This window comes from Rhizobium sp. CF080, from assembly GCF_000282095.2.
In the GTDB taxonomy this organism is placed as follows: Bacteria; Pseudomonadota; Alphaproteobacteria; order Rhizobiales; family Rhizobiaceae; genus Neorhizobium.
In genome coordinates, this window is sequence record NZ_AKKC02000016.1 from 493648 (window position 1) to 519591 (window position 25944).

33 protein-coding genes are annotated in these 25944 nt (G+C 63.2%); 13 read left to right on the forward strand and 20 right to left on the reverse strand.

Translation table 11 applies throughout. The features are described 5' to 3' along the window. Window positions 1-172: 172 nt before the first annotated feature. The 3 genes from PMI07_RS32755 (at window position 173) to PMI07_RS32765 (ending at window position 2319) form a co-directional block, all read left to right on the forward strand. Window positions 173-592, forward strand: coding sequence for a DUF5330 domain-containing protein (locus tag PMI07_RS32755; RefSeq protein ID WP_007759407.1), 420 nt, complete (start codon window positions 173-175; stop codon window positions 590-592). 205 nt (window positions 593-797) lie between these two features. Then, the gene (locus PMI07_RS32760) at window positions 798-1220 is read left to right on the forward strand and encodes a SufE family protein (protein ID WP_007759405.1); all 423 of its coding nucleotides are present in this window, start codon (window positions 798-800) and stop codon (window positions 1218-1220) included. A gap of 115 nt (window positions 1221-1335) precedes the next feature. Continuing rightward, window positions 1336-2319, forward strand: a complete 984-nt coding sequence (locus tag PMI07_RS32765; RefSeq protein WP_007759401.1) for a phosphotransferase — start codon at window positions 1336-1338, stop codon at window positions 2317-2319. A gap of 82 nt (window positions 2320-2401) precedes the next feature. Here the strand turns inward: PMI07_RS32765 and PMI07_RS32770 are convergent, their stop codons facing one another. From PMI07_RS32770 to PMI07_RS32815, 10 genes are all read right to left on the reverse strand, one after another. After that, on the reverse strand, window positions 2402-3229 hold the full coding sequence (locus tag PMI07_RS32770) for a DUF6456 domain-containing protein (RefSeq protein ID WP_037088798.1): 828 nt from the start codon (window positions 3227-3229) through the stop codon (window positions 2402-2404). Window positions 3230-3269: 40 nt separating this feature from the next. After that, on the reverse strand, window positions 3270-3701 hold the full coding sequence (locus PMI07_RS35895) for a helix-turn-helix domain-containing protein (RefSeq protein ID WP_007759398.1): 432 nt from the start codon (window positions 3699-3701) through the stop codon (window positions 3270-3272). Between the two features lie 314 nt (window positions 3702-4015). Then, on the reverse strand, window positions 4016-4447 hold the full coding sequence (locus PMI07_RS32780; RefSeq protein ID WP_007759396.1) for a MucR family transcriptional regulator: 432 nt from the start codon (window positions 4445-4447) through the stop codon (window positions 4016-4018). Window positions 4448-4885: 438 nt separating this feature from the next. After that, a complete protein-coding gene (mnhG, locus tag PMI07_RS32785) occupies window positions 4886-5230 on the reverse strand; it encodes a monovalent cation/H(+) antiporter subunit G (protein WP_007759395.1) in 345 nt (114 codons plus the stop codon). Then, complete coding sequence (locus tag PMI07_RS32790) at window positions 5227-5643, reverse strand: cation:proton antiporter (protein ID WP_007759394.1); 417 nt, start codon at window positions 5641-5643, stop codon at window positions 5227-5229. Before PMI07_RS32790 ends, mnhG begins: the two co-directional genes overlap by 4 nt. After that, a complete protein-coding gene (locus PMI07_RS32795) occupies window positions 5640-6113 on the reverse strand; it encodes a Na+/H+ antiporter subunit E (protein WP_007759393.1) in 474 nt (157 codons plus the stop codon). The genes PMI07_RS32790 and PMI07_RS32795 overlap by 4 nt, the downstream gene beginning before the upstream one ends. After that, on the reverse strand, window positions 6110-7675 hold the full coding sequence (locus PMI07_RS32800; protein WP_024164386.1) for a Na+/H+ antiporter subunit D: 1566 nt from the start codon (window positions 7673-7675) through the stop codon (window positions 6110-6112). Before PMI07_RS32800 ends, PMI07_RS32795 begins: the two co-directional genes overlap by 4 nt. Window positions 7676-8029: 354 nt before the next feature. Beyond that, complete coding sequence (locus PMI07_RS32805; RefSeq protein WP_024164387.1) at window positions 8030-8407, reverse strand: Na+/H+ antiporter subunit C; 378 nt, start codon at window positions 8405-8407, stop codon at window positions 8030-8032. Next, window positions 8407-8829, reverse strand: a complete 423-nt coding sequence (locus tag PMI07_RS32810; protein ID WP_007763722.1) for a Na+/H+ antiporter subunit B — start codon at window positions 8827-8829, stop codon at window positions 8407-8409. The genes PMI07_RS32805 and PMI07_RS32810 overlap by 1 nt, the downstream gene beginning before the upstream one ends. A 274-nt stretch (window positions 8830-9103) precedes the next feature. Continuing rightward, window positions 9104-11449 carry a putative monovalent cation/H+ antiporter subunit A gene (locus PMI07_RS32815; RefSeq protein ID WP_007763720.1) on the reverse strand — a complete coding sequence of 782 codons (2346 nt, stop codon included), beginning with the start codon at window positions 11447-11449 and terminating at the stop codon, window positions 9104-9106. Between the two features lie 170 nt (window positions 11450-11619). Between PMI07_RS32815 and msrB the strand changes: the two genes are divergently transcribed. Next, the gene (gene msrB, locus PMI07_RS32820; RefSeq protein ID WP_037088877.1) at window positions 11620-12030 is read left to right on the forward strand and encodes a peptide-methionine (R)-S-oxide reductase MsrB; all 411 of its coding nucleotides are present in this window, start codon (window positions 11620-11622) and stop codon (window positions 12028-12030) included. A 47-nt stretch (window positions 12031-12077) separates the two neighbouring features. Here the strand turns inward: msrB and PMI07_RS32825 are convergent, their stop codons facing one another. The 3 genes from PMI07_RS32825 to PMI07_RS32835 all read right to left on the reverse strand — a co-directional run bounded on the left by PMI07_RS32825 (window position 12078) and on the right by PMI07_RS32835 (window position 14005). Continuing rightward, complete coding sequence (locus PMI07_RS32825) at window positions 12078-12464, reverse strand: VOC family protein (RefSeq protein ID WP_007763715.1); 387 nt, start codon at window positions 12462-12464, stop codon at window positions 12078-12080. A gap of 148 nt (window positions 12465-12612) precedes the next feature. Beyond that, window positions 12613-13482, reverse strand: coding sequence for an aldose 1-epimerase family protein (locus PMI07_RS32830; protein ID WP_007763714.1), 870 nt, complete (start codon window positions 13480-13482; stop codon window positions 12613-12615). Window positions 13483-13597: 115 nt separating this feature from the next. Further along, entirely contained in the window at window positions 13598-14005 is a 408-nt protein-coding gene (locus PMI07_RS32835; RefSeq protein WP_007763712.1) for a cupin domain-containing protein, read from the reverse strand. Window positions 14006-14420: 415 nt separating this feature from the next. On the opposite strand from PMI07_RS32835, the gene PMI07_RS32840 reads away from it, so the two are divergent. Continuing rightward, window positions 14421-15047 (forward strand): DUF1062 domain-containing protein, encoded by a 627-nt coding sequence (locus PMI07_RS32840; RefSeq protein ID WP_007763709.1) that lies wholly within the window; start codon window positions 14421-14423, stop codon window positions 15045-15047. Here the strand turns inward: PMI07_RS32840 and PMI07_RS32845 are convergent, their stop codons facing one another. Beyond that, window positions 15048-16001 (reverse strand): SDR family oxidoreductase, encoded by a 954-nt coding sequence (locus tag PMI07_RS32845; protein ID WP_081761036.1) that lies wholly within the window; start codon window positions 15999-16001, stop codon window positions 15048-15050. It abuts the gene before it with no gap. A 68-nt stretch (window positions 16002-16069) separates the two neighbouring features. Here PMI07_RS32845 and PMI07_RS32850 point away from each other — a divergent pair, with 68 nt between their 5' ends. Continuing rightward, window positions 16070-16639 carry a TetR/AcrR family transcriptional regulator gene (locus tag PMI07_RS32850; protein WP_007773365.1) on the forward strand — a complete coding sequence of 190 codons (570 nt, stop codon included), beginning with the start codon at window positions 16070-16072 and terminating at the stop codon, window positions 16637-16639. Here the strand turns inward: PMI07_RS32850 and PMI07_RS32855 are convergent. Further along, on the reverse strand, window positions 16636-17115 hold the full coding sequence (locus PMI07_RS32855; protein ID WP_007773364.1) for an Lrp/AsnC family transcriptional regulator: 480 nt from the start codon (window positions 17113-17115) through the stop codon (window positions 16636-16638). The genes PMI07_RS32850 and PMI07_RS32855 overlap by 4 nt on opposite strands. Before the next feature lie 86 nt (window positions 17116-17201). Here PMI07_RS32855 and PMI07_RS32860 point away from each other — a divergent pair, with 86 nt between their 5' ends. The 3 genes from PMI07_RS32860 (at window position 17202) to PMI07_RS32870 (ending at window position 19098) form a co-directional block, all read left to right on the forward strand. Continuing rightward, window positions 17202-18122 carry a DMT family transporter gene (locus PMI07_RS32860; RefSeq protein WP_024164389.1) on the forward strand — a complete coding sequence of 307 codons (921 nt, stop codon included), beginning with the start codon at window positions 17202-17204 and terminating at the stop codon, window positions 18120-18122. A 97-nt stretch (window positions 18123-18219) separates the two neighbouring features. Continuing rightward, window positions 18220-18405, forward strand: a complete 186-nt coding sequence (locus PMI07_RS32865; protein WP_007760859.1) for a hypothetical protein — start codon at window positions 18220-18222, stop codon at window positions 18403-18405. Window positions 18406-18465: 60 nt separating this feature from the next. Next, a complete protein-coding gene (locus PMI07_RS32870; RefSeq protein ID WP_007760858.1) occupies window positions 18466-19098 on the forward strand; it encodes a LysE family translocator in 633 nt (210 codons plus the stop codon). 157 nt (window positions 19099-19255) lie between these two features. On the opposite strand, the gene PMI07_RS32875 is transcribed toward PMI07_RS32870, so the two are convergent. Then, window positions 19256-19759 carry a GNAT family N-acetyltransferase gene (locus tag PMI07_RS32875; protein ID WP_007760857.1) on the reverse strand — a complete coding sequence of 168 codons (504 nt, stop codon included), beginning with the start codon at window positions 19757-19759 and terminating at the stop codon, window positions 19256-19258. Window positions 19760-19878: 119 nt separating this feature from the next. Here PMI07_RS32875 and PMI07_RS32880 point away from each other — a divergent pair, with 119 nt between their 5' ends. Then, the gene (locus PMI07_RS32880) at window positions 19879-20355 is read left to right on the forward strand and encodes a hypothetical protein (RefSeq protein WP_007760855.1); all 477 of its coding nucleotides are present in this window, start codon (window positions 19879-19881) and stop codon (window positions 20353-20355) included. Window positions 20356-20376: 21 nt separating this feature from the next. Here PMI07_RS32880 and PMI07_RS32885 read toward each other — a convergent pair whose 3' ends face one another. The 3 genes from PMI07_RS32885 to PMI07_RS32895 all read right to left on the reverse strand — a co-directional run bounded on the left by PMI07_RS32885 (window position 20377) and on the right by PMI07_RS32895 (window position 21898). Continuing rightward, complete coding sequence (locus tag PMI07_RS32885; protein ID WP_007760853.1) at window positions 20377-21042, reverse strand: hemolysin III family protein; 666 nt, start codon at window positions 21040-21042, stop codon at window positions 20377-20379. A gap of 86 nt (window positions 21043-21128) precedes the next feature. Further along, a complete protein-coding gene (locus tag PMI07_RS32890) occupies window positions 21129-21473 on the reverse strand; it encodes a TraR/DksA family transcriptional regulator (RefSeq protein ID WP_007760851.1) in 345 nt (114 codons plus the stop codon). A 14-nt stretch (window positions 21474-21487) separates the two neighbouring features. Beyond that, a complete protein-coding gene (locus PMI07_RS32895) occupies window positions 21488-21898 on the reverse strand; it encodes a universal stress protein (RefSeq protein WP_007760848.1) in 411 nt (136 codons plus the stop codon). 197 nt (window positions 21899-22095) lie between these two features. On the opposite strand from PMI07_RS32895, the gene PMI07_RS32900 reads away from it, so the two are divergent. From PMI07_RS32900 to PMI07_RS32910, 3 genes are all read left to right on the forward strand, one after another. Beyond that, window positions 22096-22959 carry a VOC family protein gene (locus tag PMI07_RS32900; RefSeq protein WP_007760845.1) on the forward strand — a complete coding sequence of 288 codons (864 nt, stop codon included), beginning with the start codon at window positions 22096-22098 and terminating at the stop codon, window positions 22957-22959. A gap of 99 nt (window positions 22960-23058) precedes the next feature. Continuing rightward, the gene (locus PMI07_RS32905; protein ID WP_155956717.1) at window positions 23059-24213 is read left to right on the forward strand and encodes an AI-2E family transporter; all 1155 of its coding nucleotides are present in this window, start codon (window positions 23059-23061) and stop codon (window positions 24211-24213) included. A gap of 23 nt (window positions 24214-24236) precedes the next feature. Further along, the gene (locus PMI07_RS32910) at window positions 24237-25493 is read left to right on the forward strand and encodes an FAD-dependent oxidoreductase (protein WP_007760833.1); all 1257 of its coding nucleotides are present in this window, start codon (window positions 24237-24239) and stop codon (window positions 25491-25493) included. On the opposite strand, the gene PMI07_RS32915 is transcribed toward PMI07_RS32910, so the two are convergent. Continuing rightward, window positions 25484-25873, reverse strand: coding sequence for a DUF930 domain-containing protein (locus PMI07_RS32915; protein WP_037088883.1), 390 nt, complete (start codon window positions 25871-25873; stop codon window positions 25484-25486). The genes PMI07_RS32910 and PMI07_RS32915 overlap by 10 nt on opposite strands. Between the last annotated feature and the right edge of the window lie 71 nt (window positions 25874-25944).

Sequence of the window (25944 nt, forward strand, 5' to 3'; positions counted from 1 at the left end):
GACAAAGGCGCTGCAATATCGGATATTTCGCATTTTAGGCAAATTTGACGAAAAACCGACCGGTCCCGTCAAAGCCATATTTGCTTCCCGGCGGTACAACCATGTTCAAGACCGGCACAGATCCGGCGGCCCGCTTGACGAGAATGGCGGGAAAAAACAGGTGGACAGAACGATGTGGTTTCTCATCAAGGGAAGTATGTGGTTCGCAGCCGTGCTGGTAGTGCTCTCCTACTTCAGCAGCCGGCCGGCGACCGAGACCGAGGGGCTCTCGCCCCTGCAGGTCAGCAATGCCTTTTCGGCCGCGACCGAAGCCTATCAATATGTGAGCGCCATCTGCACCGAAAAGCCGGAGGTCTGTGAAAAGGGTGCCGAGACCTTCTCGGCGCTCGGCACGAGGGCCAGGCAGGGCGCCCAGGTCGCCTTCGAACTGCTCGACAAGCAGTTCGGCGACAAGGGCAAGGAAGCCGCGGTGCTCGCCGATCCGGAACCGACGCCCTTCCCGGCCAAACAGGCCCAGACGGTGGCCACCGCCGTCAGCGACACGATCTTCACCGGCACCGTGCCGGTCCCGCAGAAACGGCCGATCCACTAACAAAGAGCCGATACGGACGTTTCACCCGATTTCGAATTTCAAAGCTTGCGCCGGGCTCTGATAGCCATGGTTCCTGGCGCCGGACTGCCTGCCCCTGTATTCAGCATGTGCTGACGCCGTGAGGATTGCCCCCCTTACGGCGCTTTTTTTGCTTTTATCCCGGCCTGCAGTGCCTATATGGAACGATAGAAGAACCGGAGCGCTTATGGCCAGCCTCGAACAGATCATCGAAGATTTCGAATTCCTCGACGAGTGGGAAGACCGCTACCGCTATGTGATCGAACTCGGCAAGGCGCTGCCGGACTTGCCCGACGACCAGAAGACCGCAGCGAATAAGGTTCAGGGCTGTGCCAGCCAGGTCTGGCTGGTCAGCCACATCGGGGATGGCAGCGCCGATCCGGTGATGACCTTCGACGGCGATTCGGATGCCCATATCGTGCGCGGCCTCGTCGCCATCGTGCTCGCCGTCTATTCCGGCAAGACCGCCTCTGCGATCGCCGCCACCGACGCGATCGAAATCTTCGACCGTATCGGGCTTGTCGAACACCTGTCGTCCCAGCGCGCCAACGGGCTGCGCTCGATGGTCAAGCGTATCCGGGAAGAGGCAAGGGTCAGGGCGGCGGCTTAAGGCGCGCGCGGCTTTCTCAGACCCTCTCGGCCGCCCCCGACTCCATACTTGACTTTAACCGAGCCTCTGCTGCCTTCTGGCTCGGAGATCTAGGAGATTGCTGGGGGAATCGGCCATGCTCGACCTTCGTCCGTCGTACTCGACCCCGAATATCGAGGCGATCGAACGGTTTATCAATCAACACTACGCGCTCGAAGGTCCGATCTCCTGTCAAATGCTCCAGCGCGGGTTAAATGACGTTTATCTCGTCGTTGCCAAGAATGGCGAACGTTACGTGTTTCGACTTTCCCAGCATAGGGCGCGTGGTCCGGCTGACGTCAAAGCCGAAACAACCTTCCTGATACACCTCAAACATGCGGGCGTTCCAGTTGCCGCACCCATCCAGACGCGAGAAGGTAGTTTCTTCGTTCAGGGGCAGGCGCCAGAAGGTTGGCGCTCGGGGGTTCTTTTCCAGGCCCTCGATGGCCGGGAGCCTCAGGCGACAGATCATGGTGATGCGCAGGCCAACGGAAAGACGCTTGCCATGCTTCACAACGCAGCCGAGACATTTTCCTCCACGGGGGCGCTATATCGGCTTGATCTTGAATATTTATTGCGGCGGCCGCTTGCCCAGATACGGCAGAGCCGCATTGTCGAAGACATCGGTGTCTACAACGATCTTGAAAAAATCGCTGAAAGGACGAGCACGGCGATTGAAGCATTCGGCAATCTAACGTGGACGTATTGTCATGGAGACTGCCACGGCTTCAATTCACGCATCAATCATATTGGCGAGGCAGCATTCTTCGACTTTGACGATAGCGGTCCAGGCTACCTTGCTTACGACCTGTCAGTCTTTCTATGGGCCAATGTTTCGTTCAACCGGAGATCGACGTCGAGGTGGAATGCGTTCATCGATGGATACCGCGCAGTTCGGCCAATAACGTCAGACGACTTCGAAGCCGCCATGCACTTCGTAATCGTCCGCCATTTTTGGCTAATGGGAGAGTATGCAACTCGCCTCAACGAATGGGGAAGCAACACTGTAGGCTGGATTGCGCGAGAAGCAAACTTCCTCAAAACGTGGGAAAGCGAGCAACTCGTCGATCGGTTGCTCTAAGCTTTCACTCGGACCAATGACCGCAACGGCCGGAAGGACCCGTGGGCGGCATTTGCGACGTAAGCCGACGGGTCTTCTCCTTTCACAACACCGGCCGAAAATCCTCCGCCCCCCAATGATGGCTCTGGCGGCGCTTGGCCGGAGCCGGCGGGGCATAGTGGCGGGCGAGTGCCAGCAATGCCGTGCGCAGCATGAGTTTGGCCGAGCGTGCCGGCCACTGGCGTTCGCGCTCCACCGTCTCGAGGCCCTTGGCAAAGCAGCAGACATCCGCCGCGACGCCGGAGAGTTCCGGTCCCATCGCCTCCATCGCCGTGGAGAAGCGGGTGCGGGCCGAGATCGCGCTGTCGGCGATGTCGGCCTGGCCGCCGGGGGCTCCCTTGGCGCGGGTGGCGAGACGCGGTTCCCAGGAGGCGGTGACGCGGGGCTGGAGCTGGCCGCGGGTGAAATCGGCAGCCAAGCGCTCGCCCGCTTCCAGAGCTTCGGCCGGCAGGAAGGGTTTTCCGTCGCGGTCCTTCATCCGGGCGATCGTGCCGAGCGGTGATTCGGCAAGGTTGCGGCGCACCGGCTGACGAGCGCCCTCGATCTCGACCGACACCGTGACGATCTCGCCATGCTGTTCGATGAAAGCCTCCTCTCCCGTCACCAGCGCCCGGCGCAGAAAGCTCGACGCCTGCGCACTTGCGGCGATACGGCCTTGCGAAAGCTCGGCGAGCCCGAGCGAGCAGGCCTGCGCGATCACCGCTTCGGGATAGGTCCGCTCCTCCGCCCCGGTCAGCCGCACCTCGCTTCCCTGCCCCGCTTCGATCGCGCAGTCGCCGCGGGCGAGCTGGCGGATCAGCCGGAGGAGATGCCGCCTGAGAGTTGGATCCGTCCCCTTCCCGGTCGTGGGCTTCGTTATAACCGCGTCCATATCACTTTTCGTCGTTCCAGCCATCCTCCCGGTCATGCGCTCACTCATGGGCCGTCACCTCCGACAGGCCGAAGACGGCGGTGACGATGCGCTCGACCGCCGAGATGAACTCGTCGAAGGCCAGGTCGTCGCGGCGATCCTCGACCACGTGGCAGGCGTGGCCAACGGTGGTGCGGTCGCGCCCGAAGGCTTCGCCGATGTCGCTCATCGAAATCCTGAGCGCCACATGGCAGACATACATGGCGATCTGGCGCACATGGCAGGACAGCCGGCGCCGGTCGCGGCGCAGCATCACCCGGTCGCCGAAAAGCTGGACCAGTTCGCAGACCATCTGGCGGACGATGCGGCAGGCGGTCTTGAGCGGCAGGCTGGCGGGAAGCCAGGGAGAATCGGCCGCATCCACCAGGACAGGCGGGGAAAAGGGCCGGGAGGAAGGCGGGGCGGAGGGCGCAAAATATCTCTCGAAAGGCATGACAACTCCTCAATTGATAGGAATTAATTCATACACCCTAGAGCAAAAGCGGGGACGCTGGAAACCGCCTCCTCGCAATTATGCGCTGAAAACGCTGACATTTTCCACAAACCTCAGAAAGATAATGGGATTTTTTTCCTTCAACCGTCCCCGCGGCGGCCACTTCAAAAAAGAAAAGCCGGGCGCTTGATCGCCCGGCTCTTTCTCCGCATCTCTCTGTCGATGCCAAACCTACCCGCCGGTCGCTGGCGCGATCGGTCCTCATCGGGCAGGTTTCAAATCCTCCCGGTGCCTGTGCCGGGCGTTGGCCCGGCTCAGGCCTTGCCGCGCTTACGGCGCTGGCCGAGGCCCATTTCCTTGGCGAGCCTGGAGCGGGCTTCCGCATAGGCGGGCGCCACCATCGGATAGTCGGCCGGCAGGCCCCACTTCTCGCGATATTCTTCCGGCGTCATGTTGTAATGGGTCATCAGATGCCGCTTCAGCGACTTGAACTTCTGCCCGTCCTCCAGGCAGATGAGGTAGTCGTCCTCGATCGATTTCTTGATCGGGACCGGCGGCTTCGGCTTTTCGATGGCCGCTACAACCGGTGCCGGCGAAGAGGTGTTGCTCAACGCCGAATGCACGTCCGCGATCAAGTGCGAAAGATCGCTGACGGGCACCACATGGTTGCTCACATAGGCAGCCACAATATCTGCGGTCAGTTCCACCAGCAGATCCGGGCTCTTGCCCAATGCGATGTCTGTCATTTCCTGTCTCCTGTTTAAGTGACTGGACCGGCCCCGCGACCTCCGCGACACCTGCCCGTTCGTAGAGTCACCCGGAGAAACCCCTTGCCATCCCGCCGTCTTGCGACCGAAGCCTACCCCTAAGCTTCATGCGGAAAAGAAAACGGTTCACACCGGATATTGCGTTCGATTGAACTTGCCCTCGTCTGTGAACGGCGCTTATCGTTCCTCATTCCGAAGAACTTGTCGACTTCACCGAATTGACGAGAGAACGCCTAATCTAGAACAACATATGCACTCTACTTGTAATGAAGTACCACTGCTTCGCTTTATCTCCAAGTGCGAATTTTGCTGGTTACCAGCCTTTCTGCAGCCTATATCGCGCCTACATCAGCTTTACTGATGAATAGATGGGCATTTGTTCAATCACGACAGCGTTATAACTCGTTTGCGAAGGGATTATATTCGCTTATCATAATCCTTCATTTCATCCCGGACGGACTCACCGTAAAGTGGATATCCGACCTTGTGCGCTGCCATTGCGAGCAGATGCGCCGAAATCGGCGCGGTCAACACGAAGAAGAAGAAGCCCGCAAGCGCTCTCGCGAACGTCGACAAGTCGCCCGCATGGACGCCGACCGCCAGCAGCAGCAGGCCTGAACCGACAGTGCCGGCCTTGGATGCCGCGTGCATGCGGGTATAGAGATCGGGCAGCCGGTTGAGGCCGATCGCCGCCACCAGCGCAAAACCGGCGCCTGACAGCACCAGCAGAGCGGTGAGGATGGCAAGGATACTGTCGGTCATTTCTTTGCCTTCCGTCTGACGGCCGGGCCGGTGCCGGCAGCGGTTTTCTTGCGCGCACCGCGGCGCGGTTCGGGCACGGGGGCCGCAAGCGCCCTGATCATGTCCGCCTTGACTGTCTCCCCTTGCGGGCCTTCCCGGCCGCCGCGCGACAAAATGAAGCGGGCAAACGCGACGGTCGCGAGAAACCCGACAAGGCCGAGCGAGATGGCGATATCGATATAGAGCGTGAAGCCGGTACGGATGGCGATCAGCGCGATGAAGCCGATGACGATGCCGGTCAGCATGTCGAGCGCCACGACCCGGTCGGGAAGCGTCGGCCCCCTGATCACCCGCCAGACGGTGAGCAGGAACGAGATGCAGAGCACCACGAACGCCAGCCAGATCGAATAGGAGAGGATCACCTGAGCCGTCATTGGAAAGCCTCGATGATCCTGCGCTCGAAGCCCGCGGCGATATCCCGTTTCGTGGCTTCGATATCGGAACAATCGATCGCGTGGACGAACAGCGTCCTGCGATCCTGCGACACGTCGACAGACAGCGTGCCGGGTGTCAGCGTGATGAGGTTGGCAAGCAAGGTGATCTCGAAATCGCGCGTTACGGTCAGCGGAAAGGCGAAGATGCCGGGCTTCAGGTCCATGCGGGGACTCATCACCAGAACGGCCACTTTCCAGGCCGACAGCGCCAGTTCCTTGAAGAACAGGGCAAGCAGCAGCAGGATGCGGCCAAGCCGCCGCCAATAGCCGCGCGCCCCCATTTCTCCGCGCACGATCCAGAGCGCCAGCGTCGACAGCGCAAACCCGAAGATCAGGTTGTGGAGCGTCGCGCTGCCGGTAACGGCGACCCAGACGATCGCAAAGACCAGCGACAGGATATAGGTGATCATCGCGCTGTCCCTCCCGGGAAGACCGACTGGATATAGGCCGCCGGCTCACCAAGTCCGGCTGCCGCCGTCTGGGTCAGATCGAGCAGCGGCTCCGGCATCAGGCCGAACAGCACGGTGAGCGCCGTCAGGCAGAAGAGCGGCAGGGCGATGCGCCAGTCGACGGTCAGGCCGCCCGCAGCGGCGGCCTCGGGAACAGGTTCGGGCTGCGGCCGCCAAAAGGCAAGCAGGAAGACGCGGGCAAGCGCCAGCGTGACCAGGAAGGCGGAGACGAGGATCGCTGCGGCCAGCCACCACGCGCCGATATCCAGCGAGGCTTTCAAGAGCGCCACCTTGGGCCACAGGCCGGACAGCGGCGGCAGGCCGGCAGCGGCCAGGAACAGCAGGAAGGCGGCGCCCGAAAACCACGGCGCCTTGCGGTAAAGCCCGCCAAGCCCGGTCAGCGACCATGTTCCGCCGAGCCGGCCCGCTTGCCCCGCCACCAGATAGAGCGCGGTCATGGTCACCACCGAATGCAGCGCATAGAGGATCGCGCCGCTGACCGCCGCCGGCGTGCCGATCGCGACGCCCGCCATCATGTTGCCGATGCCGGCGATGACCAGGTAACCGACGAGCCGGCGGATATCGTTCTGCGCCAGGGCGCCGAGTGCGCCGACCAGCATGGTGAGCGCTGCCGATATGGCGACGATCAGGCTCAACGCCTCGCGCTCGACGGGGAAGAGCATGATGGCGACACGGATCAGCGCATAAATGCCGACCTTGGTAAGCAGCCCGCCGAACAGCGCCGACACGGTGACCCGCGGCGTGTGATAGGAAGCCGGCAGCCAGAAATTCACCGGGAAGGCGGCGGCCTTCATGGCGAAGGCGAGGATGAACAGCGCCGTCAGCGTCGTCAGCGGCGCTGTCTCGCGCAGGCCTGCCGCCTTGCGGGCGATATCGGCCATGTTGAGCGTGCCGAAGACCGCATAGAGGATGCCGACCGCGATCAGGAACAGCGTCGTGCCGATCAGGTTGAGGATCGCGTATTTCAGCGCGCCGTCGATCTGTTCCGGCTCGGAGCCGAGGATCAAGAGGCCGAAGGACGCGATCAGCAGGACCTCGAACCAGACATAGAGGTTGAAGATGTCGCCCGTCAGGAACGCGCCCGTGACGCCTGCCATCAGCAGCATCAGGAACGGGTAGAAGCCGTAGCGCCGGCTGTTTGCGTCGATATCGCAGAGCGCGAATATGCCGGCGGCAAGGGCTGCGATCGCCGCGGCAAGCGCCATGACCGCGCCAAAAAGGTCGGCGGTAAACGCGATGCCGAAGGGCGGCAGCCAGCGGCCCATCACCATCGTGACCGGGCCGTGGACCATGACGCGCCAGAGCAGCCCGGCATCGAGGAAGACGAGCAGAACAAGGCCGGCGATCGCGATGCCGCTGTGCAGGCGGACGGATTTGCGCACCATCATCAGGATGGCGCCGAGGGTTATCATCAGGGCGACAGGCAGCACCACCAGCCAGTCGGTCAGCGGCGGGGCGGAAAGGACGAGAGCGGCGGAGAGGTCGGTGGGAGGAGAGGCCATCAGTGGAGGCCTCCCGCTGTCCTGCCGGCTATCATGGCCGCGCTACATTCCTCTGCTCGGCCCGCTATCCTCGAAGCCGGGATACCCCCCTCTGCCCTGCCGGGCATCTCCCCCTCAAGGGGGGAGATCGGCTGGGGCCGACGCCCTGCCCGGATCGTAACAAGCGGTTGAGTGAGACACAGCGCGTATCGTTTGACAGAGGCTTGCGTATGCCCCGGTCCAATAGGAAGCGGGGAGCCTGCCTCTGGCCGATCTCCCCCCTTGAGGGGGAGATGCCCGGCAGGGCAGAGGGGGGTGCCGCGGCATCCAAAGCCGGCAGTACGAAAGGGAATAACGACCTGCAACACCATTCCCTCAATACCCCACAGGCGGAAGCTGCTCGTCCCGCGGTTCGGCGAGGCGCATCTCGTCGGTGTCGTCGGTTCCGAGTTCCTGGTAGGCGCGGTAGGTCAGCACCAGAAGGAAGGCGAAGAAGGAAAACGAGATGACGATCGCCGTCAGGATCAGCGCCTGCGGCAGCGGATTGGCAGCGCCTGAGGGCAGCGTCTCCATGCCGGCCGGGATGATCGGCGGCACTTCGCGGGTGAGCCTGCCGGTGGTGAAGAGCAGCAGGTTGACCGCATTGCCGAGCAGCGCCACGCCGAGCAGGATGCGCACGGTGTGTTTCGACAGAAGAAGGTAGATCGCCGCGGCGAAGAACAGGCCGATGAGGATCGAGAACAGCGCTTCCATCAGCTCTCCCCCTCATTCTGCTCGAGCGCCAGCGCGATCGAGGTGATAGCGCCGACCACGACCAGGTAGACGCCGATATCGAAGGACATGACGGTCGAGAGCGGCACTTCGACCTCGAAGATGACCGGATAGACCCAGAGCCCGGTCATGAACGGCACGCCTGAGAGGATCGAGATCAGGCCGGAGAGGGTCGCGAGCAGCAGGCCGCTGCCGGCAATCGCCATCGGGTGGAACCGGATCGCCCGGCGCACCGCCGAGACCCCGAAGGCGATGCCGTAGATCGCCAGCGCCGAGGCCGCGATCAACCCGCCGATGAACCCGCCGCCGGGCTCGTTGTGGCCGCGCAGGAGGACAAAGACGGAGAACAGCAGCATCAGGGCGGTGAGAAACGGGGCAACGGTGCGCAGGATGAGGGTGTTCATGGATGAGCACCTTGCACGTTGGTTGCCACCACTTCTTGGAGGTTGAACAAGGTCCGTTCCCCTTGCGGGTCGAACCCCTCCAGCCCCCCTCTGCCCTGCCGGGCATCTCCCCCTCGGGTGGGGAGATCACAAGTGGCACGACCCCCGTTCACCCAAAAACGTCGTGCGGAAGATGACACCAAACTGCAAGCGGTGAGCAACCTCCCAGCCGATCTCCCCCCTTGAGGGGGAGATGCCCGGCAGGGCAGAGGGGGGTAAGCCGCGGAGCACCGCATCATTGCCCCTCCCCCGAACCGGCGCGTTTGCCCGCCCTCACCCTGATCAGCGCCAGCACCGCAAGCCCGGTCACCATCACCACCGCGATCTCGCCCAGCGTATCGGTGCCGCGGAAGTCGACGATGATGACGTTGACGACGTTGGCGCCGTGGGCGACGGTCTTGGAATAGGCGTTGAAGAAATCGGTGAGCAGGGTGTCGAACGGCGCCTGCGTCGATTTCATGAGCAGAAGCGTGAAGCCGAGGCCGCAGGCGATTGCGACCATCGCATCGAAGAGTTTTTGCGCGAGCGGACGGTGATCGCGAGGGCTGAGCCGCAGCCGGGTCATTACCAGCGCCAGGATGACCACCGACAGCGTCTCGACCATGAACTGGGTGAACGACAGGTCCGGTGCCCCGAACAGCAGGAAGATGACGGCGACGGCAAAACCCTGGATGCCGAGCGAGACGATCGCCGTCAGCCGGTCCTTAGCGCGCAGCACGGCGACGAGGCCGATCACCGCGATGGCGAAGAAGGCCGCTTCCTGGACCAGAATAGTGGCGGGCCAGGTCGGAAAGCCCGGCAGTTCGCCGAACACGAAGGGCGGCACCAGCAGCGTTACCGCCAGCAGGATGAAGGTCGCAGTGATGTAGATCTCCAGCCGGCCGGGCTGAATGAGACGGGTGACGACGCCCGACACGCGCACCAGGCCCGAGACGAAATGATCGAAGCCGCGGTCCGGGCCGGGGCCGAGACTTTCCAGCGCCCGCCCCATGAAGGCCCGCAGCTCGGTCAGCCGCCAGAAGGCGAGCGCGCCGAGCAATACGGTGATCACCGACAGAAGCAGCGGCAGACCGAGATGCGGCATGGTGGACATGTCGATGACGATCTTCTGGTCGGTGATCGCGCTTGCCATCGGCGAGGAAACGTAGCGATGCGCGATACCGGAGAAGAGCGCCGCCAGCAGGCCGAGCACCGAGAGAACCACCGGGCCGAGCCAGAGTGTGACCGGTCCCTCATGGGCGTGTTTCGGCGTCTCGACATGGGGGCCGACGAACGGCTTCAGGGCGATGGCGAAGGCTACCGCGAACATCAGCGCATTGCCGATCACCGCAAGGCCGGTGAAGAACACGGCGCGCGGATTGCCCGCGGCGAGCGCCGCATAGATCTCCTCCTTGGCGAGGAAACCGAAGAACAGCGGCAGGCCGCCCATCGAGAGCGCCGCCAGCAGCGCAGCGCCGAAGGTGATCGGCATGGCGGCACGCAGGCCGCCGAGCTTCGTCACGTCGCGGGTGCCTGCCTCGTGATCCACCGTGCCGGCGACCATGAACAGCGCGCCCTTGAAGAGCGAATGGGCGACGAGATAGAGCACCGCCGCCTCGACCGCATGGGCCGAGCCGAAACCCGTCAGCATGGTGAGCAGACCGAGCGAGGCCATGGTCGTATAGGCGAGCATCAGCTTCAGGTCCGTCTGGCGGACGGCAAGAAAGCTGCCGGCAATGAGCGTGATGCCGCCGAAGAAGGGCAGCAGGATTTCCCAGGCGGGCGTATTGCCCATGACCGGGTTCAGCCGCATCAGCAGATAGACCCCGGCCTTCACCATGGTCGCCGAATGCAGGTAGGCCGAGACCGGCGTCGGCGCTTCCATGGCGTTCGGCAGCCAGAAATGGAAGGGAAACTGCGCCGACTTGGTGAAGGCGCCGCCGAGCACCAGAAGAAGAGTGGCGAGATAGAACGGGCTCTGGCGCAGCCCGTCGCCGAGATGCACGAGCAGCGAAAGCTGGGTGACGCCGGTAATGTTCCAGAGGAAGACCAGGCCGGCGAGCAGGCAGAGCCCTCCCCCGCCGGTGACCACCAGAGCCTGCAGCGCTGCACGCCTCGCGGCCTCCCGTTCGTGATCGAAGCCGATCAGCAGGAAGGAGGTGATCGAGGTCAGCTCCCAATAAACGAACAGCATCAGAAAGCTGTCGGAAACGACAAGGCCGAGCATTGCGCCCATGAAGGCGAGCATGAAGGCGAGAAACCGGCCCTGCCCTTCATGGCCCTTCATGTAACCGCCGGAATAGACGACGATCAGGGTGCCGATGCCGGTGATCAGAAGCGCGAAGGTGAGCGACAGGCCGTCGAGGAACCAGGAGAAGGAGAGGTTGAAGCTCGGCGCCCAGGCATAACCGCCGGTGACCACCTCGCCGCCGGCGATTTCGGGCAGGAAGGTGCAGAAATGCGCAAACGCGAGCGCCGGCGCCAGCGACAGGACGAAGGCCGCCCTGTCGCCCAGAAGACGGGTGAGGACGGGCGCGAAAACGGCCGCGATAAAGGGCAGGAACAACGCGAAGAAAGTCAATGCCGGCGCATTGGCAGCCATGTCATCTCCCCGCTCCAGAAGCCCCAAACCGCCCGACTGTTCGGAAGGAAATGATTTTCTATGGGAAACATGTCCCCGCCTCAAGCGGAACCGGGCGAAACACACAGAAACGCGACTTTTCCTTCGCCCACCGCATGCCTATCTATGGGGAAAACGAAAGGAACCTTGCGATGTCCGATGTCATCACCCCGAAAGTCCAGAAGACCGATGCGGAATGGCGCGCGCTCTTGACGCCCGACCAATACCGCATCCTGCGGCAGGCCGGCACCGAACGCGCCTTTACCGGCCCGTTCTGGAACAGCCACGAAAAGGGTCTCTACAGCTGCGCCGCCTGCCACGAGCCGCTGTTCGTCTCCGACACCAAGTTCGATTCCGGCTGCGGCTGGCCGAGCTATTTCGAGGCGGTGAAGCCGGAGGCGGTCACCGAAATCCGCGACACGTCGCACGGCATGGTGCGCACCGAAGTCCGCTGCACCAATTGCGGCGGCCATCTCGGCCACGTCTTCCCGGACGGCCCGCCGCCGACCGGCCTGCGCTACTGCATCAACGGCCACGCGCTGGATTTCGAGGCCATGAAGTAACGCAAAACACCCGAAGCGTCGGCGATCCGCCGGCGCTTTTTTAATTCTCAATAATCGTCGCTGATCTCGAGCCAGTAGCCGTCCGGATCCTGCAGGTAGACCGACCGCACACCGTCACGGCGGATATGGATCTTGCCCTCGTTTCTCGCCAGATCGCTGTATCTGGTGCCAGTGCCGGCGATATGGGAGATTGTACCGTCGAGGTCGGTCACGGCGATGCAGAGATGCGTCGACATGGTGACGTAGGTGGCGCCGAAATCGCCTTCGATCAGGTGGATGGAGTGGTCGTCGCCGATGCCGAACCAGCGGATGTTGGGTTTGCCGACCTTGCACTCGATTTCCGGCAGCCGCAGGACCTCCCGGTAGAAATCGGCGCTGCGGGTGAGATCGCGAACCATGATGGACAGGTGGTTTATGCGAAGCGACGCGGCCATGGTCTCCCTCCAACAGCACTCGCGGGACAGCCTGAGGTCAGGCCGGGTCCTTGTCGTGGACATCGTTCGGGCGGCAACTGCAACCGAAATGCCTGCGGCAGTCATAAACCGAATGCGGGGTGGCGGGAAGCCGGGATGGCTCGGTGCGCTATTCCGGCAATTCCACCGCGAAGGCGAAGCGGGCCTTTTCGCCCGGCTGAAGAACCATGCCGTAAGGGCGCCTGGCGAGATCGTCCGAGCCGCCGAGTTCGGCCGCGGTGCCGTGCCAGGGCTCGATGCAGATGAAGGGCGCGCCGGGCTTCTGCCAGAGCGCCAGGTTCGGCAGGTTCTCGAAGGAGAATTTCAGAGCGGGACCGCCTTCGGCGGCATAGGTCAGCCCCTCGCCGGCCCCTTCCGGGAAGATCATCGCATCCGCCTCGAACATCGCATGGTCGAGCGTCAGCTTGCCGGCGGTGAAGGGCGACGGCAGCTTTTCCGGCTTTACCAGCCCACCTTCGAGCCGCGTCAGGGCCGGTTCGGCGCCGTTGTCGAGGGTGATGGTGTGGGCCTTTCCGACCGCACCGGGGATCGGCCAGACGAAGGCCGAGTGGAAACCGAGGCCGAAGGGCATCGGTTTTTCGTCGCGATTTTCGACGTCCGCCGCGACCGTCAGCGCCCGGCCGTTGAGCGCATGCTCGACCGCCAGCAGGAATTCGAACGGGTAGACGGCGCGTGTCGCGTCGGACGCGGCGAGTTCGTAACGGCACATGGTCGCGCTCGACGCGGCAAGCGTAAATTCGCTGCGGCGGGCAAAGCCGTGCTGGCCCATCTCGTACGACCTGCCATCGACGCTGATCCGGTTTTCCGGCGCCTTGCCGACCATCGGAAACAGCACCGGCGAGCGGCCGTTCCAGAAGGCGGCATCGCCGTTCCAGAGGAAGGAGCGGCCGTCCGCCGCGGTCAATGCCTGCATCTCTGCGCCGAGCGAGGACACATCGACAGTCAGGTATGGGTTGGAAATGCGGGTCTGGCTCGGCACGGCGGCGTCTCCTGGTTCCGGTTCGGAATCATGCATCATCTTTGCGCGCCAGACGTTTCCGTTCAATGACGCGCAATATCTTTTTGAACGTCGAACGACGCCGAGCCGGTTCGGCTCAGTCCTCCGCGACCTCGCTCGCATATTGCAGGTCGGTCACCGGGCCGAACCACTCCGCCGTGCTGCCGTTCAGCGATTCCTGGATGGCGATGTGGGTCATGGCGTTGGTGGCGGTTGCGCCGTGCCAGTGTTTTTCGCCGGGCGGGAACCAGATCACGTCACCGGGGCGGATGAACCGGATCGGCTCGCCCCAGACCTGGGCCAAGCCCAAGCCGGCCGTGACGAGCAGCGTCTGGCCGAGCGGGTGGGTGTGCCAGTCGGTGCGCGCACCCGGTTCGAAGGTGACGGACAATGCCCTGACCCGGGCCGGCTCCGGCGCCTCGACGATCGGATCGAGCCGGACGGTGCCGGTGAAATATTGTGGCGGAGCCCGCGAAGGCTGCGAGCCGCTGCGCTTGATGTCCATGGTTCGATCCTCGCTGTTCGATTGGTCCCACCTTTATACAGGTCAGGACGGGCGGGCGCGACGCCCAAAAATCTTGACTTCCGTTTTGGCATGATTATGCCTTGCAGTCGAAGAGCGTCGGCCTTTGAGGTTCAGTTTGCCTAAGTAATCCCCGGTCTCGACAGGTTCACCCTCCCATGCTGGAAGAGCGATGACGCTTGTCCGCGTGGGAACACTGTTCATCGGGGTGGCGGCTTGAGACCGGTTTGGCATTGATCGTGCCAGTGCGGCCTTTAAGTCGCCCTGAACCGTCCGACGACAACCTCAGACGCTTGCCTCCCACAGTCCGGACCTTCGCCACGCCGTGTGCGCCCCCAAGAGGGCTTCTTGAGTGCCGTTTCCCGCATGAACTTCCTGACCGGAAGATCAAAACGGCATGTGCGACATCCTCCATCTCGAATGGACAGCAACCCCTAAAACTCCACCCCGGCCGATCCTTGCCTGCAGCACCTGCGGGGTATCAAAACCCTTCCGCTCCAGCGGCCGCATCCGCCTCAATGCCAATGGCAAGCGGCTCGATGCCTGGCTGATCTACAGATGCGTGGCCTGCGACGGCACCTGGAACCGGCCGGTCTTCGAGCGGCAGACCATCCGGGCGATCGATCCTGACATGCTCGAAGCGATGCAGGCGAGCGCGCCGGATTTCGTGGCCCGCATCGAATTCGACGCGCTGGCGCTCAAAGCGCGGGCGAGCCGCATCGAGGAAAGCGACGAGATCGATATGCGCAAGACGGTGCTGCGTCACGATGCGGACTGGCGGCGGATCGCGATCACGCTCGCCCTGCCCCATCCCACCGGTCTGCGGCTCGACCGACTGCTGGCGGCGGAACTGCCGCTGTCGCGCAGCCGGCTGCAGGTGCTGTTCGACAGGCAAGAGATCCGGGTCGAGCCGGAGCGGAAGGATGCGCTGAAACGCGGTATCCGCGACGGCACCGTGGTCACGCTTGACCTGCGCGACGAGGCCGAGCGCCTTGCAATCGGGAGGGCGGCGATGGACGGTTGATCAGCGATAGCCCGTCGCGTCGGCCGGCTTGCCGGGCTCCTGCACTTCTCTCATGTAGCGCCAGCAATCCGGCCGCGAGCCGTCGAGATCGTTGAATTCATAGACCTTGGCGAGGCCGCCGCTCGACAGCGACCGGCCGTTCCAGCGTGCCCGGTCCGGATCGGCGGCAAGTGCCGCCACTGCGCGGCCGATAAAGCGCGGGGTTTCCGAAATGCAGAAATGCGGCTGAGCAACGAGGGCATCCCGCCAGTTCTCCTCGGTCACCTCGTAGATATCGAGCATCATCTCGGAGCGCAGCCAGCCGGGCGTGATCGACACGGAGGTACTACCCACCTTCTCAAGGTCCTTGCCATGCGCCCAGGCGAGCCGGGTGACCGCGGTTTTGCAAAGATCGTAGAAAGGCGAAAGCCGGTAGTGCTCGGCATTGTATTCGGCGGTGCCGTCGGTGACCTCGACCAGGAGGCCGCCCGGCCTTTCGATCATCAGCTTCAACGCATGATGGGCGGTGATCAGATGCGTGTCGATCGCCAGCCGCAGCATGCGCAGGCCCTTTTCAAGGTCGTGCTCCCAGACCGGCTTGTCCCATTCGAACAGATGTTCGCCGCCCCAGATGTCGTTGACCAGGATATCGAGCCTCCCCTGCTCACGGCGGATGCGCTCGACGAGGGCTGCGACATCCTCCGGGACGAGGTGATCGAGCGGCACCGCGATGCCGGTGCCGCCAGCTTGCGTCACCAGGTCGGCGGTGTCCTCGATCGTCTCGGGCCGGCGGTATTCGGACTGTTTCTGCCGCGTCGTGCGGCCGGTCACATAGACGGTGGCGCCGGCCGCGCCGAGCTCGACCGCAATGCCCCGCCCGGCGCCCCGCGTGGCGCCCGCCACCAGGGCGATTTCCCCTCCAACGGCTTTTTGTACACGTGCGACATGACGGCTCCTTCCCTTCCGGTTCGGTATGGTTAGAACTGGCCTTTCAAATGGAGACAATATATAAACGTTTATTCGTTTATAATTCCAGAGGCAAGATGGCGCGACCAAAAACCATGCCCGACCGCGAGGTGCTGGCGGCAGCGCTGAAGCTGATGCACGAAAAAGGCCCGGAGGCGCTGACCTTCGCCTCGCTCGCGGCCGCATGCGGCCTTTCCGGCTCGACGCTGGTGCAGCGTTTCAAGAACAAGGACGAACTTGCCCGCGCCGCCCTGCTCCACGCCTGGGACGATCTCGACGCCAGGACCGAGGCGGCAATCGCCGCGGCACCAAAGACGCCGCAGGGTGTCGTGGACATTCTCGTTACGCTTTCGGGAGACTATGGCGGCATCGAAGCCTATGCCGAGGGCCTGCTGATGCTGCGCGAGGATTTTCGCGATCCGCGCCTGCGCGCCCGGGGTTCCGCCTGGGGCGAGGTTCTCTCCACCGCGATCACCGCCTGTTTTGCGTCGACGCCCGGCACGCCGGACAATATCGGCATGCTGATGGCCTCGCAGTGGCAGGGCTGTCTTGTCTGGTGGGGGTTCAATCCGGCAGGCCCGATCGACGCGCATGTGCGCGCGAGCCTGGAAGCGTTCGTGGCGGCAGTGCTTGGCCGTCGCGATTAGAGTGGCGGCATGCGGCGTTTCACCGACGTGCCCTTGATCACCGCCGTGCTGGTCACCGCATATTCAGAAAGCGCCTCGAGAACGTCGTCCATCTCCTCGATCGAATGCACGACAAGCCGGGCGAGAAACGGGTCGTCGCCGGTGATCTTGTCACACTCGATGAACTGCGGCGTCTCCTGGATGAGCTTTTCGACCACATGCAGCTTGCCCGGCAGCGGCCGGATGCGGACCAGGGCGCGGATCGGGTAACCCAGCATGCGGGTATCGACATCCAGCGTGAAACCGCGGATGACGCCGCTCTCCTCCAGCCGCCGAACGCGATCCGCAACGCCCGGCGCGGACATGCCGACCATGCGGGCAAGCTCGCTGACCGGCAGGCGGGCATTGGCGTCCAGTGCCGCAAGGATGGCGACATCGACGGCATCCAAGCCCGTATTCGCAATCTGAAGGCGATTTGCCTTATCTATCTTTGACATGGAGATCTTTTAACAAAGATACCTTCGATTATCCATGGAAAACCTCCGCGCTGCCTCGCATCATGCGGGTCTCAAAGGAGTTTTCCATGCCGATCGGTATTCTCGCCGGCCTCGCGACCTGTGCGCTGTGGGGCCTTACATTCGTCGCGCCGCGCGCCGTCGAGCCGTTTTCCGCCCTGGATCTCACCGTGGCGCGTTACGGGATATTCGGTTTCGCCTCCCTCCTGCTGATGGGCTTCAAGCGGTTTCGTCCGCGAGGGCTTTCGGGGCGGCAAGTCGCTATCGGCCTGCTGCTGGGCGGCGTCGGTTATCTCGGCTATTTCATCGGCGCGGCCTATGCCGTGCGAATGGCCGGGGCGGCCATTCCGCCGCTGGTGATCGGCACGATGCCGGTGCTGCTGGCCGTGATCGCCAACCTGCGCGACCGCACGCTGCCCTTGCGGCGGCTCACCGGGCCGCTTTCGCTGATTGCCGCAGGTGTCGCAATCGTCAATCTTGCCGCGTTCGGCGAGGCTGCGGCCGGAGCGCGCGGCGAGTTGCTGATCGGCCTTTGCGCCGCCATAGCCGCGCTCCTCATCTGGATCGCCTACGGGATGGCGAACGCCGCCGTCTTGCGTGCGCCGGACGCCCCGGACGGGCTTCATTGGACGGGTCTGCAGGGCCTCGGCGCCGGGATCGGCAGCATTTTTCTGCTGCCCTTCACGTCGTTCGAGACCGCCACCGCCGCCGGAGGCCTCGGCACTTTTCTCCTCTGGTCGCTGCTGATGGGACTTGCGGGATCCTGGCTTGCCACCTGGTTCTGGGTGGTCGCATCCCAGCGGCTGCCGCTGGCGCTCGCCGCCCAGCTGATCAGCGCCGAGACCCTGTTCGGCCTGACCTACGGCTTCATTTTCGAAGCCCGCTGGCCAAGTTTCAGCGAGACGGCTGGCTCCCTATTACAGATGGCGGGCGTTCTCATGGCGATCTCCCTCTTCACACGGAAACGGCCGGAGCCGGCCGTCGTATGATCAACAGGTGCAAGCCTTCCGCGCACCGGGCCGGTCATGGCAGCAACTGGTCAACGCCAAGCGAATGCTTGGGCGCGATCCCTGGCGGTTTCAGCTGATGCTCGACGATGCCGATGGCGAGACATGGCATTCGCGGCGGTCCGCCGCCGTCCGGCGGCCGAAGGACGAGCAGGATTTCTCCGCCGCCTTGCCGCTCTTGAGCGAGCTACAAAGGGCCTGGCTGCGGGATGCCATTCGCACCGCCTATGGCGATGAAAATGCGTGGCTGGAACGGTTCAACTGAGCCGACTTGCCCTCAGGCGCTGCCTGTTGCAATGATGCAGGTTCATTCAAGGAACAAGACATGCCCTCGACCGAGCTGTTTCTCGCCTTCCTCGCCACCACGGCGGTCTTCGCCTATATCCCCGGTCCGGCCATGCTTTATGCCGCGGCCCAGACGCTGGCGCGCGGGCGATGGTCGGGGCTGATGGCCTCGCTCGGCATCCATATCGGCGGTTATGCGCATGTGTTTGCCGCTGCTGCCGGGCTTTCGGTGCTGTTCCATGCGGTGCCTATGCTCTACCTGGCGGTGAAGCTGGCGGGGGCGGCCTATCTCGTCTGGCTCGGCATCTCGCTGTTTCGCGCCAAGGCGGCGGGCGATGTCGAACTTCCGGAGATCACCCGGAAATCCGGCCGGCGGGCGTTTTTCGAAAGCATCACGGTGGAAGTGCTGAACCCGAAGACGGCGATCTTCTTCCTCGCCTTCCTGCCGCAGTTCATCGACGCCTCGGCCGCCTTCCCCATCTGGCTGCAGTTCGTCATCCTCGGCACGATCGTCAACCTGATGTTCTCGTCTGCCGATATCGTCTGCGTGCTGCTGGCCGGCGCGGTGATTACCCGGCTGAAGCGTTCGAGCGGGGCGCAAAGGCTGATGCAGAGGGCTGGAGGGGCGCTGCTGGTCGGGCTCGGCGCGCATCTGGCGCTGCAGCGGAGCTAGTCAGTCCGTCTCCGTCCGGCCGTTCGTGCCGCGTTCTTCCGACAACTGCCGATATTTGGCCTTCAAACGGGCGGCCACCGCGGCCGGCGTCGGCAAGACCGCGAGCAAGCACAGCGTTCGATGCCAAAACCGCCCCAAGGAGCAACGCCGCGCTACCTCACCCCGTAACCTTCAGCTCCATGCAGGTCAGGTCCAGCCAGCGGCCGAACTTGGTGCCGACTTCGGAAAACGTGCCGGCGGTGCGGAAGCCGAGCCTCTGGTGCAGGCCGATCGAGGCCGCATTTCCTGCCTCGATGCAGGCGACCATGACGTGGATGCCGTTGGAGGCGGCGCGGGTGATCAGCTCCTGCATCAGCAGCCGGCCGATGCCGCCGCCGCGAAAATCGCGATGGACATAGACTGAGTGCTCGACCGTATGCCGGAAACCGTCGAAGGCGCGCCAGTCGCCGTAGGAAGCGTAGCCGGCGACCTTGCCCTCGGCATCCGCCACGAGGACGGGAAAGCCTCGTGCCTTGCGGGCGGCGAACCATTCCTTGCGGTTCTGGAGGTCGACGAGAACCTCGTTCCAGATCGCCGTCGTGTTGGCGACCGCGTCGTTGTAGATCTCCATGATGACGGGGAGATCGGCTTCGGTGGCATCGCGCACGAGCGGCTGGGTCATCTTGTTTCGTCCATCATGGTGCAATTTCGTCCACTATAACAGACGCTCAAGCGGAGAGTCCAGAATTGTTGGCGTCCGACTCTTCTGATAGCTTCATCGGCATTCATGCGGGAGGGCGGATGCGGTATTTTCTGATAGCTCTGGCATGGCTGATCGCCGTGCCCGCGGCTTCCGCCGCCGAATGGCAGACCTACAGCAATGCCCGTTTCGGCTACCGTGCCGAGGTGCCGCCCGGGTTCAGGATGGCACGGGCGCCCGACAATGATGATGGCAGAACGTTTACCGGCCCCAATGGCGACCGCATTCTCGTCTTCGGCACCAACCTTCTCGACACCGCCTTTGAGGGCGAGGCCTCGAACCGCATCGCACAGGCGATGGACGACGGCTGGCAGATTTCCTATTCGCGGGTCGAGGCGGATTGGGCGAGCTATTCGGGAACCAATGGCAGCCGCATTCTCTATGTGCGCGGCGTGCAGCTCTGCGACGAGGCGGCGGCGTTCGTGATGCTCGAATACCGCAGCCGGGACCTCAAGGCCTATGACGCGATCGTCAAGCGGATGGTCGCGAGCCTGAAACCGGTCGGCTGCGCCCGATAAATCCCTAGTGGGCGACGACGGTCAGAGGCCGCCGGAGAGGCTGAAACAGGTGATGACTGCACCGTAATGGACGGCGGCGGCGGCGACCACGAAACCGTGCCAGATGGCGTTCTGGAAACGCAGCCGCTCCCAGACGTGGAAGATGACGCCGAGCGAATAGATGAAGCCGCCGATGACGATCAGCCAGATGGTGACTGCTGGCAGATATTGCGAGATCGGGTCGGCGACCATGACACCGCTCCAGCCCATTGCGAGATAGAGCAGGATCGTCAGTTTGTCGTAGCGGCCGGGAAACAGGCATTTCAGCGTGATGCCGAAGATGGCGGTCGCCCAGATCGCCAGAAGCATGGCGAAGATCCAGGGATCATGCGCGCCGCGCTGCAGGAAGGGCGTATAGGTTGCCGCTATCAGGATGAAGATCGCCGAATGGTCGAGCCGCCGCAACACCCATTTGGTGCGCGAATGCGGCCAGATATTGTAGGTGAAGGAAATCGACAGGCAGATGATCAGGCCGAGGCCGTAGATCCAGGCGGCGGCGATCTCGCCGTGGCTGGACCAGACGGTCGCGTAGAAGATCAGCGCGGTGGCGCCGACCAGCGCGAACACGATGCCGATGCCGTGGATGATGCCATCCGCGACGATCTCGTGAAAATCGTATTTTCGCCCGAAGTTGAAGAACTCGTTCATCCGACCTTTCCGCCTCCTCTGCTCAAGAATGAGCATGGCAAAGGCGGAAGGCAAGAGCGGGGCGATTCACATTCCGTTTCCCGCTTTTAAACTTCGCTTGAAATCTCCCCGGACACCTCGCCGGCGCAGGTCTGGCAAAGCGGCGTGTGCGGCACGGCATCCAGGCGTTTTTCGGCGATCGGCTGGCCGCATCGGGTGCAGATGCCGAACGTGCCGGCGGCGATGCGGCCCAGTGCCGCATCGATTGCCGCAAGCTCCCGTTCGCCGGTTTCGCCGAGTTCTTCCAGCACTTCGTCATTGTTGCGTTCGACGGCACGGTCGTCGTCGTCCGGATTGCGGGGCGTGACGAAATCCTGTTCGATGCGGTTCAGGCGGCTTTCCAGTTCCGCCTTCCTCGCCCTCAGGACACTGTTATATCTTGCGGTATCCATGGTTCCGTTCCTTTTCAGCGGTCGACGAGGACCGAACAGGTGGCGTGGCGCACGATGCGGTCGGCGGTAGCGCCGATCAGATAGTTCGACAGGTCCGGGACATGCGACGCGACGATGATCAGATCGGCGCCCTGCTCTTCCGAAGCGGCCAGGATTTCGCGCGCCGGGGCGCCCTGGCGGATCTCAATATCGGCCTCGATTCCGACCTTTTGGCGAAGCTCGATAAGTTGCGTTTCAGCATCCTTGCGGGCAGCGACGATCAGATCGACGGCCAGGTCGGAGACGAGATAACCGGGCATGTCCTCGACCACGTTGACGACGAGGATCGTGCCGTCCCCATCCAGCAGGTTCGATGCGGTGCGCAGGATACGCTCGCCCTTTTCCAGAGCGGAAACGTCTACCGCAACGATGATCTTCTTGTACATGCGATCTCCTTTATGCTTTTCGCCTGTCGTAGATTCGCATGTTTCGAGCTGCTTTGACCAAGGTCAAGCGCCCCTCGATTGTCCACAATTTGGAGACGATCAATCGCCATTTTGCGCCCTATCGTGAACGATGGGCATGGGCCATATAGATTGCAACAGGGCGTTTCGATCCGCCCGACGCCCGAAAGGATTTCGATATGTCCGATGTCACGCAGCCCTTCGCCCTGACCCGTCCAGCCCATGTCCGCGGCGCGCATCTTGTCGTCAGCGACCTGCCCCTGGTGTCCGGCTTCTACCAGAACATCATCGGCCTCACGGTTCTCGAAAAGAGCCCGAGCAGCGAAGTGCTGGGCGTCAACGGCCAGCCACTTTTGACGCTGACGACCGGCAACACTGTCGCCCGCGCGCCGCGCAATGCCGCCGGCCTGTTCCACACCGCCTTCCTGGTGCCGAACCGGCAGGAGCTCGCCCGCTGGCTGGCGCATGCCGCCCACAACGATATCCGGCTCGACGGCGCGTCCGACCACCTGGTCAGCGAGGCGATCTATCTCGCCGATCCGGAAGGCAACGGCATCGAGATCTATCGGGACCGCACGCCGCAGGAATGGACCTACCAGCCGGACGGCACGGTCGCCATGGCGACCGAACGCCTGAACCTGCAGGAACTCTACAACAGCGCACCGAAGGAAGCCTTTGGTGGAATGGCAGACGGCACGGCCATCGGCCACATCCACCTGCAGGTCGGCGATATCCCGCAGGCCGATGCCTTCTATCGCGACGTGCTGGGCCTAAAGATCATGGCGCGCTATCCGGGCGCCAGCTTCTTTGCGACCGGCGACTACCACCACCATATCGCCGCCAACATCTGGAACAGCCGCGGCGCGAAGGCTCGCGAAGGCAACATGACCGGGCTTTCGGATTACACGGTGCGCTTCAACGACAAGGCGGCGTTGGACGCGGCGCTGACGGCGCTCGATACCCAGGAGATCGCCACGACGAGGACAGCCGAAGGCTGGTCGCTCAAGGATCCCTGGGGCATCGGCCTGACGCTCGCCGCCTGAGCCTGATCCACCCCGTTTTGCCGACAAGCGGCGCCCCGGAACCGGAGCGCCGCTTTTGCGTTAAGAGGCATCACGGGGACCTCTGGACATATGGCGATCATGAGCGCGCGCAACGGCAGCAAGCCGAAAAGACATCCGATCGGCCTGGCGGCACAACCCCGAGGGGAAACGGCGTTGCGTCCCGAGGATATCGAATCGACCGAGAACCTGCCGCTTGGACGTGAGGCTCTCGACGTGGCGATGGCCTGGGCGGTGATCGGCATTTTCGCGATCGTGTTCTTCGCGCTGGTCCATTACATGTCGCTGATCCTGATCCCGGTTACGCTCGCCGTCGTCGTCGGACTGATCCTCGGGCTCGTCGCGGATCGGCTGAGCAGGGCTGGCGTGCCGCGCTTCGGCATCGCTCTCATCCTGTCGACACTCGTCTTCGCGGTTCTGTTCCTGATCGCCAATTCGCTCGCCGAACCGGTCGCGACGCTGCTGCGGGAAGGTCCGAGTTTCATCGAGCGGACCATCAACCGCATCAAGCCCTTCCTCGAAAGCCAGCATTGGATCAACGTCTCGCCTACGACCTTCGAGACCGGGCCGATGTCGATGCAGTCGCTGATCGAAAATTCCGGCAATATTCTCGGCATCGTCACCGCCAACCTGACGCCGGCGATCATCCAGGGGATGATCTTCTTTGCCGCCCTCCTGCTGTTTCTCTACGGCCGGATACGGCTGCGGCGCACCATCATCCTCGCCTTTCCGACACGCAGGCAGAGGCTGATGGCAATCCGGGTGCTCAACTCGATCGACGAGGTGCTCGGCTATTATTTCGCGACGGCCAGCCTCCTCTATCTGGGGCTTGGGGTGGTGATGACGCTGATTGCCTATTTCGGCGGGCTTTCCATGCCGGTCCTCTGGGGCCTGTTCGCCTTCGTCTCGAGTTTCATCCCGTTCCTCGGCATCACGCTGATGACGATCTCGGTGGCGATTGCCGGCATTCTCACCCATGATGCCCTGCTGCTCGGCCTGCTGCCCGCGATCATCTTCTTCACCGTGCACCTTGCCATGGAGAACCTGATCTTCCCGGCAATCATGGGCCGGCAATGGGAGATCAATCCCTTCATCGTCTTCATCGCCATCCTGTTCTGGACCTGGATGTGGGGTGCTGTCGGGGCCATGCTGGCGCTACCGATCTCGCTGATCATGATGACCGTGCTGAACGAACTCTTCCCGGACAAGAAGACCGTGCCGAACCTGCCGGGATAACGGCACACTGAAGGACACAGTATTTGAGTTTTACCGAACTGAGTTTCGAACAGACCACCCATGACGATCTGACAACCGGCCGCTCCCCCTGGGGCGGCCTGTCCTTGAGCCCCGAACGCCGGCCGCTCTCAGACAGCCTGCGTACCGATATCGCGGTGGTCGGCGGCGGCATAACCGGGGCGCTGGCGGCCGAACACCTGACCTCGCTCGGCCACCGGGTGGCGGTCATCGACCGCGAACCGCTCGGCCTCGGCAGCACCAGGGCGAGCACCGCCATGCTGCAATGGGAGATCGACGCGCCGCTTGCCGAACTGACCGAACTCTACGGGTTCGAAACGGCGGCGCATGTCTATCGCCGCAGCCGGGCGGCGGTTGCGGGTCTTGCCGAGCTGATCGCCGTCCATCGCATTCCCTGCGCCTTCCATCCGCGCCCGACGCTCTATATCGCCGCCGGCGATACCGGCGAAAAGGAACTGAAGGAGGAACTGGATCTGCGCCACCGCGCCGGCCTTCCGGGCCAGCTTCTCCCGTACGCCGCGCTGCGGCGAGAGTTCGGGCTCGACCGCGAGGCGGCGATCCTGTCGCCCGGTTCCGCGGAAGCCGATCCACTGCTGCTCTGCTGGTCGCTGCTCGACCTTGCGGCGAGCCGGGGCGCCAACCTGATCGCCGGGGACGCGCTGCATTTCCACGACGACGGCGGGAAGGTCGTCATCGAGATGGACGGCCCGCATGTCATCGAGGCTCAGCATGTGGTTCTGGCGACCGGCTATGTGATGCCGCATTTCATCATGCCGCCGACCCATATCACCGCGTCCAGCTTTGCACTCTCGACCGTGCCGCAATCGCCGGACGCGCTCTGGCCGGAGCACGCGCTGATCTGGGAAGCGTCCGAGCCCTATCTCTACATGCGCGTGACGGCCGACAACCGGATCATCATCGGCGGCGAGGACGAGGAGATCGCCGATCCGCAGAAGCGCGACGCGATGCTGTGGGACAAGACGTTGAGACTGAAGGAAAAGCTCGGCCAGATCTGGCCGAAGGCGAATGCGACGATCTCGCATGCCTGGTGCGGCGCCTTCGGCGAAACCACCGACGGCCTGCCGCTGATCGGCCCGGTTTCGGGCGCGAACAACATCTATGCCGCCTATGGCTATGGCGGCAACGGCATCACCTTTTCCTACCTCGCCTCGCGGATGATCGCGGCGATGATTTCAGGCGACAAGCAGGCATGGTTCGAAGATTTTGCGCTCGACAGGCCGGAAAAGACCCCTCACTCGTAAAGGTAATATTTGTCCCACTCTTCCCTCGGGACCTTCGAGCCGATCTTGTAGTCGAAGGACATCACCTTCAGCCCTTCGTCGCCCGTCTCGCACTTGTATTTGAGGCGATACCAGTCACCGGCGCTGCGGAACACCGCGCCCGGGGCACGAATGGCATTGCCGGCCTCGATCGGATCGCCGAACGTGTAGGCGATCACCTTGTCCGGTTTGAACTCGCCCTTGTTGTCCTGCTTGATGCGATCCATCGCCTCGATATCGCAGCGCTGCTCGCGCCGTTCATCCGGAGCGAGCGCATCGAGTTGACGCACGATTCGGGCATCCAGCGCATGGGCCGGCAGGGCGGAAACAAGCGCCAGCGCGGCGAGCGACCAGGTTTTCATCATATCATTTCCCATCCAATATGGCTCGGATGGCGGGAAACTAGGAGATGGTTACGCGATTGACCACCTAC

What these genes read in the sequence shown, in the direction of transcription:
- PMI07_RS32795 (WP_007759393.1), bottom strand. Translation starts at nt 6,113, where the DNA reads ATGATCACCTATATCCTGTCGCTGGTCTTTGCGATCGTCTGGGTCGCC.
- PMI07_RS32885 (WP_007760853.1), bottom strand. Translation starts at nt 21,042, where the DNA reads ATGAACGAGTTCTTCAACTTCGGGCGAAAATACGATTTTCACGAGATC.
- msrB (WP_037088877.1), top strand. Translation starts at nt 11,620, where the DNA reads ATGTCCGATGTCATCACCCCGAAAGTCCAGAAGACCGATGCGGAATGG.
- PMI07_RS32895 (WP_007760848.1), bottom strand. Translation starts at nt 21,898, where the DNA reads ATGTACAAGAAGATCATCGTTGCGGTAGACGTTTCCGCTCTGGAAAAG.
- PMI07_RS32790 (WP_007759394.1), bottom strand. Translation starts at nt 5,643, where the DNA reads ATGACGGCTCAGGTGATCCTCTCCTATTCGATCTGGCTGGCGTTCGTG.
- PMI07_RS32870 (WP_007760858.1), top strand. Translation starts at nt 18,466, where the DNA reads ATGCCCTCGACCGAGCTGTTTCTCGCCTTCCTCGCCACCACGGCGGTC.
- mnhG (WP_007759395.1), bottom strand. Translation starts at nt 5,230, where the DNA reads ATGACCGACAGTATCCTTGCCATCCTCACCGCTCTGCTGGTGCTGTCA.
- PMI07_RS32825 (WP_007763715.1), bottom strand. Translation starts at nt 12,464, where the DNA reads ATGGCCGCGTCGCTTCGCATAAACCACCTGTCCATCATGGTTCGCGAT.
- PMI07_RS32835 (WP_007763712.1), bottom strand. Translation starts at nt 14,005, where the DNA reads ATGGACATCAAGCGCAGCGGCTCGCAGCCTTCGCGGGCTCCGCCACAA.
- PMI07_RS32865 (WP_007760859.1), top strand. Translation starts at nt 18,220, where the DNA reads ATGCTCGACGATGCCGATGGCGAGACATGGCATTCGCGGCGGTCCGCC.
- PMI07_RS32810 (WP_007763722.1), bottom strand. Translation starts at nt 8,829, where the DNA reads ATGAACACCCTCATCCTGCGCACCGTTGCCCCGTTTCTCACCGCCCTG.
- PMI07_RS32755 (WP_007759407.1), top strand. Translation starts at nt 173, where the DNA reads ATGTGGTTTCTCATCAAGGGAAGTATGTGGTTCGCAGCCGTGCTGGTA.
- PMI07_RS32905 (WP_155956717.1), top strand. Translation starts at nt 23,059, where the DNA reads ATGAGCGCGCGCAACGGCAGCAAGCCGAAAAGACATCCGATCGGCCTG.
- PMI07_RS32900 (WP_007760845.1), top strand. Translation starts at nt 22,096, where the DNA reads ATGTCCGATGTCACGCAGCCCTTCGCCCTGACCCGTCCAGCCCATGTC.
- PMI07_RS32765 (WP_007759401.1), top strand. Translation starts at nt 1,336, where the DNA reads ATGCTCGACCTTCGTCCGTCGTACTCGACCCCGAATATCGAGGCGATC.
- PMI07_RS32880 (WP_007760855.1), top strand. Translation starts at nt 19,879, where the DNA reads ATGCGGTATTTTCTGATAGCTCTGGCATGGCTGATCGCCGTGCCCGCG.
- PMI07_RS32815 (WP_007763720.1), bottom strand. Translation starts at nt 11,449, where the DNA reads ATGGCTGCCAATGCGCCGGCATTGACTTTCTTCGCGTTGTTCCTGCCC.
- PMI07_RS32805 (WP_024164387.1), bottom strand. Translation starts at nt 8,407, where the DNA reads ATGGAAGCGCTGTTCTCGATCCTCATCGGCCTGTTCTTCGCCGCGGCG.
- PMI07_RS32760 (WP_007759405.1), top strand. Translation starts at nt 798, where the DNA reads ATGGCCAGCCTCGAACAGATCATCGAAGATTTCGAATTCCTCGACGAG.
- PMI07_RS32800 (WP_024164386.1), bottom strand. Translation starts at nt 7,675, where the DNA reads ATGGCCTCTCCTCCCACCGACCTCTCCGCCGCTCTCGTCCTTTCCGCC.
- PMI07_RS32860 (WP_024164389.1), top strand. Translation starts at nt 17,202, where the DNA reads ATGCCGATCGGTATTCTCGCCGGCCTCGCGACCTGTGCGCTGTGGGGC.
- PMI07_RS32780 (WP_007759396.1), bottom strand. Translation starts at nt 4,447, where the DNA reads ATGACAGACATCGCATTGGGCAAGAGCCCGGATCTGCTGGTGGAACTG.
- PMI07_RS32915 (WP_037088883.1), bottom strand. Translation starts at nt 25,873, where the DNA reads ATGAAAACCTGGTCGCTCGCCGCGCTGGCGCTTGTTTCCGCCCTGCCG.
- PMI07_RS32890 (WP_007760851.1), bottom strand. Translation starts at nt 21,473, where the DNA reads ATGGATACCGCAAGATATAACAGTGTCCTGAGGGCGAGGAAGGCGGAA.
- PMI07_RS35895 (WP_007759398.1), bottom strand. Translation starts at nt 3,701, where the DNA reads ATGCCTTTCGAGAGATATTTTGCGCCCTCCGCCCCGCCTTCCTCCCGG.
- PMI07_RS32770 (WP_037088798.1), bottom strand. Translation starts at nt 3,229, where the DNA reads ATGGACGCGGTTATAACGAAGCCCACGACCGGGAAGGGGACGGATCCA.
- PMI07_RS32840 (WP_007763709.1), top strand. Translation starts at nt 14,421, where the DNA reads ATGTGCGACATCCTCCATCTCGAATGGACAGCAACCCCTAAAACTCCA.
- PMI07_RS32875 (WP_007760857.1), bottom strand. Translation starts at nt 19,759, where the DNA reads ATGACCCAGCCGCTCGTGCGCGATGCCACCGAAGCCGATCTCCCCGTC.
- PMI07_RS32855 (WP_007773364.1), bottom strand. Translation starts at nt 17,115, where the DNA reads ATGTCAAAGATAGATAAGGCAAATCGCCTTCAGATTGCGAATACGGGC.
- PMI07_RS32850 (WP_007773365.1), top strand. Translation starts at nt 16,070, where the DNA reads ATGGCGCGACCAAAAACCATGCCCGACCGCGAGGTGCTGGCGGCAGCG.